The organism is Streptomyces sp. GC420 (assembly GCF_009916105.1).
In the GTDB taxonomy this organism is placed as follows: Bacteria; Actinomycetota; Actinomycetes; order Streptomycetales; family Streptomycetaceae; genus Streptomyces.
Map to the genome: position 1 here is coordinate 1 of NZ_JAAAXQ010000228.1, position 13,236 is coordinate 13,236.

General features: G+C 73.2%; 11 protein-coding genes. 6 read left to right on the forward strand and 5 right to left on the reverse strand.

The window, feature by feature from the left end; genetic code table 11:
• Positions 1-538, forward strand: a 538-nt coding sequence (fxsA, locus tag GUY61_RS24610) for an FxsA family membrane protein (protein ID WP_166632429.1), incomplete at its 5' end; no start/stop codon positions are given.
• Positions 539-898: 360 nt separating this feature from the next.
• Here fxsA and GUY61_RS24615 read toward each other — a convergent pair.
• The 3 genes from GUY61_RS24615 to GUY61_RS24625 all read right to left on the reverse strand — a co-directional run bounded on the left by GUY61_RS24615 (position 899) and on the right by GUY61_RS24625 (position 3,098).
• The gene (locus tag GUY61_RS24615; protein ID WP_166632430.1) at positions 899-1,270 is read right to left on the reverse strand and encodes an RNA polymerase-binding protein RbpA; all 372 of its coding nucleotides are present in this window, start codon (positions 1,268-1,270) and stop codon (positions 899-901) included.
• 296 nt (positions 1,271-1,566) lie between these two features.
• A complete protein-coding gene (locus tag GUY61_RS24620) occupies positions 1,567-2,343 on the reverse strand; it encodes a glycerophosphodiester phosphodiesterase (RefSeq protein WP_166632431.1) in 777 nt (258 codons plus the stop codon).
• On the reverse strand, positions 2,340-3,098 hold the full coding sequence (locus GUY61_RS24625; protein WP_208106418.1) for a hypothetical protein: 759 nt from the start codon (positions 3,096-3,098) through the stop codon (positions 2,340-2,342). The genes GUY61_RS24620 and GUY61_RS24625 overlap by 4 nt, the downstream gene beginning before the upstream one ends.
• Here GUY61_RS24625 and GUY61_RS24630 point away from each other — a divergent pair.
• Complete coding sequence (locus tag GUY61_RS24630; protein ID WP_166632433.1) at positions 3,097-4,602, forward strand: PLP-dependent aminotransferase family protein; 1,506 nt, start codon at positions 3,097-3,099, stop codon at positions 4,600-4,602. The two genes, GUY61_RS24625 and GUY61_RS24630, sit on opposite strands and share 2 nt — an antisense overlap.
• 75 nt (positions 4,603-4,677) lie before the next feature.
• On the opposite strand, the gene GUY61_RS24635 is transcribed toward GUY61_RS24630, so the two are convergent.
• Entirely contained in the window at positions 4,678-6,492 is a 1,815-nt protein-coding gene (locus GUY61_RS24635; RefSeq protein ID WP_313896837.1) for a hypothetical protein, read from the reverse strand.
• Between the two features lie 46 nt (positions 6,493-6,538).
• Positions 6,539-6,733: a hypothetical protein gene (locus GUY61_RS24640; protein WP_166632434.1), complete on the reverse strand. Its 195-nt coding sequence runs from the start codon at positions 6,731-6,733 to the stop codon at positions 6,539-6,541.
• A 242-nt stretch (positions 6,734-6,975) separates the two neighbouring features.
• Here GUY61_RS24640 and GUY61_RS24645 point away from each other — a divergent pair, with 242 nt between their 5' ends.
• The 4 genes from GUY61_RS24645 to GUY61_RS24660 all read left to right on the forward strand — a co-directional run bounded on the left by GUY61_RS24645 (position 6,976) and on the right by GUY61_RS24660 (position 13,010).
• Positions 6,976-7,365: an ankyrin repeat domain-containing protein gene (locus tag GUY61_RS24645; RefSeq protein ID WP_166632435.1), complete on the forward strand. Its 390-nt coding sequence runs from the start codon at positions 6,976-6,978 to the stop codon at positions 7,363-7,365.
• Between the two features lie 286 nt (positions 7,366-7,651).
• Positions 7,652-9,076: a HEAT repeat domain-containing protein gene (locus GUY61_RS24650; protein ID WP_166632436.1), complete on the forward strand. Its 1,425-nt coding sequence runs from the start codon at positions 7,652-7,654 to the stop codon at positions 9,074-9,076.
• Between the two features lie 179 nt (positions 9,077-9,255).
• A complete protein-coding gene (locus GUY61_RS40435) occupies positions 9,256-9,432 on the forward strand; it encodes a hypothetical protein (protein WP_166632437.1) in 177 nt (58 codons plus the stop codon).
• Positions 9,429-13,010, forward strand: a complete 3,582-nt coding sequence (locus tag GUY61_RS24660; RefSeq protein ID WP_166632438.1) for a hydantoinase B/oxoprolinase family protein — start codon at positions 9,429-9,431, stop codon at positions 13,008-13,010. The genes GUY61_RS40435 and GUY61_RS24660 overlap by 4 nt, the downstream gene beginning before the upstream one ends.
• Positions 13,011-13,236: the final 226 nt, after the last annotated feature.

The window sequence follows — 13,236 nt, forward strand, 5'->3', positions numbered from 1 at the left end:
GGCCAGGTCCTTCCTGCCCCTCGGCGTCGCCGCCTGGCTGGTGCTCGAGATCTGGCTGCTGACGGTCGTCGCGGACTCGGTGGGCGGCTTCGGCGTCTTCCTGATCCTCCTCACCGGCGCGGTCCTCGGCGCCGTGGTCATCAAGCGCGCCGGCCGCCGGGCCTTCCAGGCACTGCAGGACACACTGCGCCAGGCACAGCGGCAGGAGCCGCAGAGTCTCGGTGCGGAACGCCGGCGCGGCGGCAACGGGCTGACGATGGTCGGCGGCCTGCTGCTGATGACGCCGGGGCTCATATCCGATCTGGCGGGACTGCTGCTGATCTTCCCGCCGACGAAAGCGCTGTTCTCGGCGTACGCGGAGCGCTCCCTGGAGCGCCGGATGAACCGGATGCCCGCGGGCGGGCTGGGCGGCGCCTTCCAGCAGGCCCGCATCCACCGCCCGGACGGCAAGATCGTCCAGGGCGAGGTCATCCACCACGACGACGCGCCCCCGGCCTCCCCCCGCGACGACGCGGGGCGCCCTCCGCTGGACCGCTGAGCCGCCGGCCCGCGACCGCACCGCCACGCCCGCGACCGCACTGCCGCGCAGCCCGACCCGCGCCCGCGCACGCCGCCGCGTCCGGTACTACCCGCGCCGATGCGCGGTGCGGTCGCGGGGGCTGCCGTCACCCACGGGTACGGGGTCGTGACGCCGGCCGGGGGCCAGGACCACGTGACGCCGGCCGGGGGCCAGGACCACGGGGTAACCGGTGCGGCGGCTGTGGGAGCACGGCAAGGCGGCGCGCATGCCAGGAGCCGCGGTCTGCGGCACACCTCTTGGGATGTGCCGCAGACCGCGGCTCCTGTCGGTCTGGCTGACCGCGGCGGCCGGAGACCCGGCGTCACGGCCTCACGGCAGTTACGCGGACTTGCGGTCGCGCGGGTGCACCGCGATGTTCATCGCACCGGAGCGCAGGACCGCCAGCCTCTCGGCCAGCACTTCCTCGAGCTCCTCGCGGGTACGCCGCTCCATGAGCATGTCCCAGTGCGTGCGGGCGGGCTTCGCCTTCTTCTCCTCGGGGCCTTCGCCGTTCACCAGGAGTGCCTGGCTGCCGCAGACCTTGCACTCCCACTCCGGCGGGATCTCCGCCTCCACCGAGAAGGGCATCTCAAAACGATGTCCCTTCTCACATGCGTACTCCACCGCCTGGCGCGGGGCCAGGTCGATGCCGCGGTCGGTCTCGTAGCTGGTCACCACGAGTCGCGTGCCGCGAAGAGCTCGCTCACTCATGCTTCGTGCCTCCCGGGCTTGTCGCCCACAGGACAGGTGTCGCTGTCGTCGTCATCCGGTCAACGTCCGGTCGGCGGTGAAGATTCCCGTTCCGGGTCATTGCGTCGCCCGTCGTGCCGCCCCTTGTTGTACCCACCAATGCCCGGTTTGTCACATCTGTTGGGAGATGTCACCCAGGGTCGAACCGACCTTGGCGTGCAGTAACGGTCCGCCTGGCAGGCCAAAGGCGTACACTACCGGCCTTCGACTTCAACGTCTAAATCCGGACGTGAAACGCGGCTCGAGTGCCGCGCATCTCACACCCAGGCACCCCGCTCGACCAGTACCTCGCGCAGGGTGTCCAGCCGGTCGGTCATGATTCCGTCCACCCCGAGGTCCAGCAGCGCCCGCATCCGGTCAGCGTCGTTCACGGTCCAGACGTGGACGTGCAGTCCCCGGGCGTGGGCGGCGCGTACGAACGCCCGGTTCACGACACGTACCCCGCCGTGGCTCTCCGGAACCTGCGCGCACACCGCGCTGTCGCGCAGCGCCGCCGGTATGCCGTACGACCTCAGCCGCAGCCCCAGGACGCCGCGGGTGCCGAACGAGGTCGCCAGCCCCGGTCCGGCCAGGCTCCGGGCGCGGGCCACCCGGCCCTCGTTGAAGGAACCGACGCAGACGCGGTCCCACGCCCTGGTCCTGCGCAGCAGGGTGATCAGCGGTTCCAGTGCGGGCTCCGCCTTGATGTCCACGTTCCACCGCGCCTTCGGGAAGGCCTCGAGGAGGTCCTCGAAGAGCGGCAGCGGCTCCCGGCCGCCCACCCGTGCCCGGCGTACCGCGCTCCACGGCAGCGCGGCGATCGTGCCGCGCGAGTCCGTCAGCCGGTCCAGGGTCGCGTCGTGGAACGCGACGAGCCGCCCGTCCGACGTGGCGTGGACGTCCGTCTCCAGGTAGCGGTAGCCGGCTTCGACGGCCCGGGTGAAGGCGAGTTCGGTGTTCTCCAGGCCGTCCGCCGCCCCGCCCCGGTGGGCGAAGGCCAGAGGGGCCGGATGGTCGAGGTAGGGGTGGCGCGGGGGAGCCGCTGGACTGGTCACTGAGGCAGTATCGCGCGTTCCGGTTGCGACGCCGCAACGCGGACGGGGCCTTCTCCCGACGCGGGTATGGAGAAGAAGCGCAGGAAGAACTGGGCGAGCGGGCCGATCGCCAGGGCGTACACGACCGTGCCCGCCCCCGCGGTGCCGCCCAGCAGGACGCCCGTGCCCAGGACGGTCACCTCGATCGTCGTCCGTACCAGGCGGATCGAGCGGCCGGTACGGCGGTGCAGCCCCGTCATCAGCCCGTCGCGGGGGCCGGGGCCGAAGCGGGCGCTGATGTAGAGGCCGGTGGCCGCACCGTTCAGGACCACCGCGCAGAGCAGCAGGGGAATCTGCGCGGCGAGGCCGTGGACCTGAGGCATGACGAGCAGGGTGCCGTCCAGCGCCAGCCCGAGGACCACCACGTTGGACACCGTGCCGAGCCCCGGGCGCTGCCGCAGCGGCCACCACAGGAGGAGGACGAGCGCCCCGACGATGATCGACAGCATGCCGATGGAGATGCCGGTGCGCTCGGACAGGCCCTGGTGGAACACGTCCCACGGGTCCAGGCCCAGCCCGGCTCGCAGCATCAGCGCGCAGCTCGCGCCGTACAGCACGAGGCCCGCGTAGAGCTGGACGACACGTCGGAAGAGATACGGCGACCGCGGCACTGATTGCCCCCCCCGGTTGGTGATGGTGGACCGACTCGTGCCACCCTGTGGCCTGTAGAGAATGGGTAACCATGGCCAATTCGGGGAAGGTGGACTGGTTTCCATGGCGCAGTGGACTTCAGCGGTGGGAGCGACGCAGCTCGCCCGGCTGCTCGCTTCGCAGCAGGACCGGGCCGACGGCGGGGCCGGGTCCGGACGGCGGCTGCCCGCCTACCGCGCGCTGGCCGACGGCATCCGGCTGCTGGTGCTCGAGGGCCGGGTGCCGGTCGCCGCGCGCCTGCCCGCCGAGAGGGAGCTCGCCCTCGCCTTCAAGGTCAGCCGCACGACGGTGGCCGCCGCCTACGAGGCACTGCGCGGCGAGGGCTTCCTGGAGTCCCGGCGCGGCGCGGGCAGCTGGACCGCCGTGCCGGCCGGGAGCCCGCTGCCCTCACGGGGCCTGGAACCCCTGCCGCCCGAGGCGCTCGGCTCCGTGATCGACCTGGGCTGCGCCTCCCTGCCCGCTCCCGAGCCCTGGCTGACCCGCGCCGTGCAGGGTGCCCTCGAGGAACTGCCGCCCTACGCGCACACCCACGGCGACTACCCCGCGGGCCTTCCCGCGCTGCGGCAGATGCTCGCCGACCGCTACACCGCCCGCGGTATTCCCACCATGCCCGAGCAGATCATGGTCACCACCGGCGCGATGGGCGCCATCGACGCGATCTGCCATCTCTTCGCGGGGCGCGGCGAGCGCATCGCCGTCGAGTCGCCCTCCTACGCCAACATCCTCCAGCTGATGCGGGAGGGCGGTGCCCGGCTGGTGCCGGTCGCCATGGCCGAGGGGCTCAGCGGCTGGGACCTGCCCGTCTGGCGGCAGGTGCTGCGCGACGCCGCCCCCCGGCTGGCCTACGTCGTCGCCGACTTCCACAATCCGACCGGGGCCCTCGCGGACGAGGACCGGCGCCGGCAGCTCGTGGAGGCGGCGCGCTCGGCGGGCACGGTCCTCGTCGTCGACGAGACGATGACGGAACTCCACCTCGACGCCGACGTGGAGATGCCGCAGCCGGTGTGCGCCTTCGACCCGGCGGGCAGCACGGTCCTCACCGTCGGCTCGGCGAGCAAGGCGTTCTGGGCCGGGATGCGCATCGGCTGGGTCCGGGCGGCGCCGGACGTGATCCGCAGCCTGGTCGTGGCCCGTGCGTACGCCGATCTCGGGACCCCGGTGCTCGAACAGCTCGCCATCAACTGGCTGATGTCCACCGGCGGGTGGGAGGAGGCGGTCGCGCTGCGCAGGGCGCAGGCGCGGGAGAACAGGGACGCCCTGGCCGCGGCGGTCCGCAGGGAGCTGCCCGACTGGGAGTTCGAGGTTCCCCGCGGCGGGCTGACCCTCTGGGCGCGTGCGGGCGGGCTCTCGGGCTCGCGCCTCGCGGAGATGGGAGAGCGGGTCGGCGTCCGGGTGCCCTCGGGCCCGCGCTTCGGTGTCGGCGGGGCCTTCGAGGGATTCGTCCGGCTGCCGTTCACGGTCGGAGGTCCCGTCGCGGACGAGGCCGCGTCCCGGCTCGCGGCCGCCGCCCGCCTCGTCCGTACGGGGACCACGACGGGCGCGGAACCTCCGAGGACGTTCGTCGCCTGACGGGCGCCGCCGAGGTGCGGGCGGCGCCCGCCGGGGTGGCGCCCGCCCGGTTCCCCGCACGCGACGACGGTCCGGTCAGCTCTCGGCGACCGCGGTCCGCTTCGCCGGTGTGCCGGCGGTGTCCGTCGCCTCGGTGGAGTCCGTCGTGCCGAAGGCGGTCGTGGCCACCGCGGGCTTCTTCCCCGGCCGAGGGGCGCCGCAGCCCTCCGGGTGCTCCGTGGCGCCGGGGGCCTGGACGCGGACGGTTCCGGGAGACTTCGCGGCCTCCGGGGGCTTCGCCGCGGGCGCGGTGGCGGGCACGGCGGCCGTGACCGGGGCGAGGGGGCCCCGGGCTGTGTTGTCGGCGGTCTCGGCCGCGGTCCCGGCGGCGGCCTCGGCGCCGGCCGTGCAGCGCTCCGGCAGCAGGGCGAGCACCGCCCGGCGGTGGGCGTCGGGAGCCGACTCGTCGTACGGGTCCGGAGTGGCCGGGACCTGGAGGCGGTGCGTGGCACCCGAGGCGAAGCGGGCGTAGCCGCGGCCCGGCGGCATGTCCGGCGTGGGCGTCGTGTGCGGCGGGGCGCCGAGGACCGCCTCGATCCGGTCGGAGGAGGCGGGGCCCAGGACGACGCGGGCGCGGGTGTGGGACCGTACGGACTCCGGCAGGGACTCCACCGCGTCGAGATGTTCGGCGACGACGACCGTGACCCCCGCCGCGCGCCCGTGCCGCAGCGGCACGGTCAGCAGGGCGCAGGGATCGGGGCGGCGCCCAGCGGCGGCGAGGTGGGCCAGCGCGTTCGGGAGGTCGAAGAGGATCCACAGCGGACGGCGCACGTCCTCGGGGACGGGATGCCCGGCCTGCCGGGCCTGGTTCGCGGCGATGAGACGCCGCTCCGTCTCGTGGGAGGCCCATTCCAGCGTGGCCAGCGTCCCCGAGAGCCCGCTCTCCACGGCGAGGACACCGGCGCGCCCGGCCAGGCAGGCGTACTCCCCGGTGCCGTTGCCGTCGATCACGAGGACGTCGCCGTGCTGCAGCGCCTGGAGGGCGATGGAGCGCAGCAGCGTCGTCGTGCCGCTGCCGGGCTGTCCCGCGGCCAGGAGGTGGGGCTCGGTGGAGCGGACCCCGGTGCGCCAGACGACGGGCGGGACGTCGCGGGTCCGGTCGCCGTCGAGGACCGGCACCGTTCGCTGCACCCCGCTCGGGTCGGTGAAGCCGAGCACGGTCTCACCGGGCGCGATCACGAAGCGCTGGGCGGCGATGGTGGCGCACAGCGCGGGCAGGACGCTCATGACCAGCTCGTTCTCCTCCTCGGACCAGTCGAAGAGGTATTCGCGGCCACGGCCGGACTTGGCGCGCAGCAACTGCTCGACGCGGGCCCGGGACTCGGCCTCGCCGTCGGTGAAGTACGCGGGATAGCGCAGGCGCAGCAACGTGGGACGACCGTCGTCGTCGAATTCGTACGCCTGGAAGGCCCGGCTCCACTCGCCGTCGTGGGCGTAGAGCGGGGCGGGATCCTCGGGCACCGAGAAGTACGGCACCAGCGCCTCGTACACCGCCTGGAGGCGCGCCGTCTCGGCGTCGGTCGGGCCGGTCCGCACCGGGGTGCGGTCCCGGCCCGACCACGCGGCGGCTCCCATCACCGCGATCAGGACCAGCAGCGGTCCGTAAGGAATGAGGGCGACGGCGAAGAGGCATGCCGCCAGGAGGAAGAGCGCGGAGCCGCGCCGCTCCTTGGGAGTGGCGATCCACTTCTGCCGTCCCAGGGCGGCCAGCCGGCGCAGCCCGCGGCTGATCGTGATCAGCGGATGGAGCACATCCGTGGCGCTGTCGGCGGCCGTGCGCGCGAACTGCCGGCTGCGGGCGATCTGCGCGCTGCCGCTGCTCAGGATGCGGGGGAGTGGTCGCCGGGCCACAGAGGTCTCCTGTTGTGCTCGTTGTCCGTCGGCTGGGCGCCGGCCGTCAGAACTTGAGTCCGCCCAGCAGATGGGCGAGGCTCGCCCCGCCCGCTTCGATGCTGGGGCCGATCGCCGTACTCGACAGGTAGAAGCCGAAGAGGGCGCAGATGCACGCGTGCGAAGCCTTCAGGCCGTCCTTGCGGAAGAACACGAAGACGACGACTCCGAGCAGCACCACACCTGAGACTGACAGGATCATGGGGTTCTCCTGAGTGAGGGGGACAGTCACCATGAGTTCTTCCAGGGTTACAGGAAGTATCAATCGATAAAAGGTGCGAATGGGTGAATTCTGCGCGATTTCACCGATCCGGCGGAGTGGTGATCTTTGCCCCGCCGGCCGGGCCGTTCCCCGGTGGCGCGAAGTAACCTGACCGTTCACCCGTGACAGGTCGCAGGCGGCGGTCACCCGCGGCACAGCAGCAGTGAAAGGCGGTCCGGCCGATGAGTGCTCCCGATCCCGAAGTGGTGGAACTCGCCACCAAGATCTTCGACCTGGCGCGGCAGGGCGACGCCCAGACCCTCGCCGCCTACGTCGACGCCGGAGTCCCGGTGAACCTCACCAACGACAAGGGCGACACCCTGGTGATGCTCGCCGCCTACCACGGTCACACGGAGGCCGTTCGGGCCCTGCTGGCCCGCGGCGCGGACGCCAACCGCGCCAACGACCGGGGCCAGACCCCGCTGGCCGGGGCCGTCTTCAAGGGCGAGGACGGCGTGGTCCGCGAGTTGCTCGCGGGCGGGGCCGATCCCTCGGCCGGCACTCCCTCCGCGCTGGACACCGCGCGCATGTTCGAGAAGAACGAGCTGGTAGAGCTGTTCGAAGCCCGATGACCCTACGGTGAAGGCCAGTTGAACCACCGAGTGAGGGGGCGGCCGTAAATCTGGTCGCGGTGGGGAAAACCCTGGGTCATCATGACGACGGATTCACGTACGACCGGGGCGGGCAGGAGTTGCCGGACCGGACAGCGCGTGGAACGGCCCGCCCGGGCCCCTTCAGAGAGGCGACAGACATGGTCTTCATCGAGCGGCAGGCGAAGCACCGCCGAACATGCAGGTCAGCATCCAAGTAAGGCATGATTCCGGCTTGCGATGACGGCTTGATGTGAGGCCCCTCCCCATGTTCGATCCAGATATAGCGCCCAGCGGCACCCTGCTCGGCCTCCTGCAGCGAGGCCGCGGCGACGGGACCCTGCACGCCCTCGCCGCCCCGCGTGCCGAAGCCCTCGATGCCCTCGACCAGTGCGTGCTGCGCGACCCCAGGCGCGACTGGCAGGTGGAGAACCGCTCCCTCTACTACGCGCGCCTGTATCTCGACCTCGCCGGCGGACTCGACGGCATCGAGCGCCACCTCTTCGGCCCCGAGGACCTCCTCGACACCGAGGAGTCACGCACCGGGCTCGCCCTCGCCGTCCTCGGCCACCTCGCCTCCTACGGGCGCCGCGACGCACTGGAACTGCTCCGCCGGTACGCCAGGACCGGCTCCAACTGGGCCTGGGCCCTGGACGAGCTGGCCCTGCGCGACGACGACGCCGGGCTGCGCGCCCTCGGCTCCGCCGTCCTCGCGAGATTCCCCGAGACACCCGAGGGCGACGCCGAACTGGCCGCCACGGTGCGGGACGCCTTCGAGCCCAGGCCCTGGCGGCTGTGGGCCGAGGACGCGGGCGCCCCCCTGCGCGCCGCCCGGGTCAGAGCCGCCCAGGAGGCCGGCTCCTTCGACCGGTGGCAGCGGCAGATGCGGCCCACCGGGCCACGGCCGGGCTGGAGCGTCGAGGCCGTGTTCGAATGGGCGCAGCAGGGTCTCGAGCGCGGGACCGAACTGCACACCCCCGCCGCCCGCTGCCTCACCGCGGTCGCCGGGCCCGAGGACCGGCCGCTGATCATCGCGGCGGCCAGGGGCGAACTCTCCGAGGGCGCCCGCTGCACGGCCCTGCGCTACCTCGCCGAGTCCCAGGACCCCGAGGTACTCGACCTCGTCGAGGCCGCCGTGCACAGCCCGTCCCGTACGGTCGTCGAAGCCGCCGTCTCCGCCTTCGAGCGCATGCGCAGCGTGGCCGCCGTCGAACGGGCCCGCCGCTGGGCCGGCCGGCCCGACGCGCTCGGCGCCTCCGCCGCCGGAGTGCTCGCCTGCCGCGGCGGCGTCCAGGACACCCCACTGGTGCTGGGCGTCCTGCGCGGCACCGTACGGTCGGAGGGGCCCGACGCCCCCGCCCTGTGGACCCTCGTCGACGGCGCGGGACGGCTCGGCATCGCCTGCGCCGCACCCGTGCTGCGCCACGTCTACCGCGAGACCGCCTCCTCGCACCTGCGCGGGCGCGCGGCCCGCGCACTCGCCGCCACCGACCCCACCTTCGCCACCGGCTTCGCCGTCGAATGCCTCTGGGACTGCGAGGAGAGCACCAGGGAGCTCGCCGCCCGGCACGCGGAGACCGGCGACACCCGGGTCGTGGAGAGACTGCGCAGGCTCGCCGCGGACCCGGCCGAGGAGGACGAGGTCCAGACGGCCGTGCGCAGCCGGATCGGAACGGACCCGACCGCCATGTGAACCCCGACCGGCCGATTTCGACCGCCGTGCGAATCCCCGCGGACCGGACCGCGGCGGAACCGCTCATGGGACGTTCCGCCCGCGGAAGGATCCACCTCGAAGGGGTCACGCCAGGTACGAGGACAACACGCGCATGCGCGTCGTCGTCACCGAATCCTTTCCCGCCCGACGCCGACGGCGTGACCCACCGCGCCCACCAGACCGCCCGGCACCTCGCCGGGCGCGGTCACGACCCCCTCGACGTCGCTCCCGCGGTCACGGGCGCCGGCACCTCCGCCCTCTCCGGCGCGCACGCCGAACGCGCCACCGCCGCCGCCCTCGGATCCCTCGCTGCGGCGGCCAGAATGGGAAGATGACGACCGGAGCCGGACGCTGGGAATTCTGGATCGACCGGGGCGGCACGTTCACCGACGTCGTGGGCAGAGACCCCGACGGGACGATCCGCAGCCGCAAACTGCTCTCGCACCATCCCGAGCGCTACCGCGACGCCGCCGTCGCCGGTATCCGCCTGATGCTGGGTATCGGACCCGACGACCCCGTACCCGCCGAGAAGGTGGCCGTCGTCAAGATGGGCACCACCGTCGCCACCAACGCACTCCTGGAACGCAAGGGCGAACCGACCGTCCTCGTGGTCACCAGGGGTTTCCGGGACGCCCTGCGCATCGCCTACCAGAACCGGCCCCGGCTCTTCGACCGGCACATCGTCCTGCCCGAGGCGCTCTACGACCGGGTGATCGAAGTGCCGGGCCGGTACGACGCCCACGGCGCCCTCGTCGAGGACCTCGACCTGGACGCGGCCACCGAGGCGCTTCGCGCCGCCCGCTCCGACGGCCTGCGCAGCGCCGCCGTCGTGCTGCTGCACGGCTACCGCTACGCCGACCACGAGCGCGCCCTCGGCGAGGCGGCCCGCGCCCTCGGCTTCACCCAGGTCAGCTGCTCGCACGAGGTGAGCCCGCTGATGAAACTCGTCCCGCGCGGCGACACCACCGTCGTCGACGCGTACCTCTCGCCCGTACTGCGCCGCTACGTCGACGAGGTGGCCAAGGAACTCCGGGGCATCCGGCTGATGTTCATGCAGTCCAACGGCGGGCTGCGGGAGGCCGGGAACTTCCGCGGCAAGGACGCCGTGCTCTCGGGCCCGGCCGGCGGCGTCGTCGGCATGGCCCGCTCCTCCGGCGAGGCGGGGCACGACCGCGTCATCGGCTTCGACATGGGCGGCACCTCCACCGACGTCTCCCACTACGCGGGCGAGCTGGAGCGGGTCTTCGGCACCGAGGTCGCCGGTGTGCGGATGCGGGCGCCCATGATGAACATCCACACCGTCGCCGCGGGCGGTGGCTCGGTCCTCCACTACGACGGCGCCCGCTACCGGGTCGGGCCCGACTCGGCGGGCGCCGACCCCGGCCCCGCCTGCTACCGGCGCGGCGGACCGCTCACCGTCACCGACGCCAACGTCATGCTCGGCCGCGTCCAGCCCGCCTTCTTCCCCTCCGTCTTCGGCCCGGACGGCGACGAGCCGCTCGACGCGGACGTCGTACGCGAGAAGTTCACCGAACTCGCCGCACGCACCGCCGACCGCCGCGGACCCGAGGAGGTCGCCGCGGGCTTCCTCGACATCGCGGTCCTCAACATGGCCAACGCCGTGAAGAAGATCTCCGTCCAGCGCGGCCACGACGTCACGCGCTACGCGCTCACCAGCTTCGGCGGCGCGGGCGGCCAGCATGCCTGCGCGGTCGCGGACGCCCTCGGCATCGACACCGTGATCGTCCCACCGCTGGCCGGTGTGCTCTCCGCGTACGGCATCGGTGTCGCGGACGCCACCGCCATGCGTGAACAGGCCGTCGAGGCTCCGCTGGAGGAGGCGCCGGTCGGGGAACTGTGCGCCCGGCTCGCGGAGCGGACCCGCGCCGAACTCGTCGACGACGGCGTTCCTGAGGCATCCGTCACCACCCGTGCCCGGGTCCACCTGCGGTACGCCGGCACGGACTCCGCGATCCCGGTGGCTCTCGCCCGCCCGGCCGACATGCGCGAGGAGTTCACGCGGCTGCACCGCGCACGGTACGCGTTCACGATGGACAAGCCGCTCGTCGCCGAGGCCGTCTCGGTGGAGGCCGTCGGAGCCTCGGGCGGGGCGGGGGCACGACTCGAACCGCCGCCGCCCGCCACCGGCGCGTCCCGACCCGCCGCCACGGTACGGATGTTCTGCGACGGCCGCCGGCAGGACGTCCCGCTGTACCGCCGGGGGGACCTGCGCACCGCCGGCACCGTCACCGGGCCGGCGATCATCGCCGAGGCCGATGCCACCACGGTCGTCGACCCCGGCTGGCAGGCCCGGCCCGCGGAGACGGGGCACCTGATGCTGACCAGGGCCACGCCGAGGCCGGACCGGGTCGCCGTCGGCACCACCGTCGACCCCGTCATGCTGGAGGTCTTCAACAGCCTCTTCATGGCGATCGCCGAACAGATGGGCGTGCGCCTGGAGAACACCGCCCACTCCGTCAACATCAAGGAACGGCTGGACTTCTCCTGCGCCCTGTTCGACTCCGAGGGGCAGCTCATCGCCAACGCCCCGCACATCCCCGTGCACCTGGGGTCGATGGGCGAGTCGATCAAGGAAGTGCTGCGGCGCCGGGCCGGCGATCTGCGGCCCGGCGACGTCTACGCGGTCAACGACCCCTATCACGGCGGCACTCACCTGCCGGACGTCACCGTCGTCACGCCCGTCTTCGACGACGAGGGCGGGGAACTGCGGTTCCTCGTCGCCTCGCGCGGGCACCACGCCGAGATCGGCGGCATCACACCCGGCTCCATGCCCGCCTTCAGCCGCACCGTCCAGGAGGAGGGCATTCTCTTCGACAACTGGCTGCTGGTCAGGGACGGCAGGTTCCGCGAGGAGGAGACCCGGGCCCTGCTCACCTCGGGCCCGCACCCCTCCCGCTCGCCCGGAACCAACCTCGCCGACCTGCGCGCCCAGATCGCCGCGAACGAGAAGGGCATCGAGGAACTGCGGCGCATGACGCGCCAGTTCGGCATCGACGTCGTACGCGCCTACATGCGCCACGTCCAGGACAACGCCGAGGAGTCCGTGCGGCGCATCATCGCCGCGCTGAACGACGGTACCTACCGCTACGAGACCGACAGCGGAGCCGTCATCAACGTCACGGTGCGCGTCGACCGCGAGGCGCGCAGCGCGGTCCTCGACTTCGAGGGCACGTCACCGCAGCGCGCGGACAACTCCAACGCCCCCAGCTCGGTGGTCATGGCGGCCGTCCTCTACGTCTTCCGGACCCTGGTCGCCGAGGACATCCCGCTCAACAGCGGCTGCCTCGAACCGCTCCGGGTGCGCATCCCGCCCGGCTCGATGCTGGCGCCCCGGTACCCGGCGGCGACGGTCGCGGGCAATGTGGAGACCTCCCAGGCGGTCACGGGCGCGCTGTACGCGGCCATGGGGATCCAGGCCGAGGGCTCGGGCACGATGAACAACGTCACCTTCGGCAACGAACGCGTCCAGTACTACGAGACGGTGGCGAGCGGGTCCGGGGCCGGCGAGGACTTCGACGGGGCCGACGCCGTGCAGACCCACATGACCAACTCCCGGCTGACCGACCCCGAGGTCCTCGAGTGGCGCTACCCCGTGCGGGTCGAGGAGTTCTCCGTACGGGAAGGCAGCGGAGGCGCCGGACGCCGGCACGGCGGCGCCGGCGTGACCCGCAGGATCCGGTTCCTGGAACCCATGACCGTCGCGCTGCTCTCCAACCACCGCCGCGTCCCGCCGTACGGCATGGCGGGCGGCGCGCCGGGTGCCCTCGGCCGCAACACCGTCGAGCGGGCCGACGGCACGCTGACCGAACTGGCCGGCTGCGACACCACCGAGGTCGGCCCGGGGGACGTCCTGGTGGTGCGGACCCCGGGCGGCGGTGGCTACGGCCGGTGAGCCGGACGCCGGCCCGGGTCCCGGCGGACCCCGGGGGAGGGGCGGGGCAGGAAGCGGACCGGGGTCCCGGGGACGGCCTCCGCCGGGGCGGCGCTCGCCGGGTGCCGTACTCGAGCGTGGCGATGGTCACGCTCGCCTACCCCCGCGCGGCGTTCCCCGGCGGGCTCTCCGGCCGCGGCTACGCCGGGTACCGGGTGCCCGCGGTGGAGGGGAAGGCGGTCAAGGA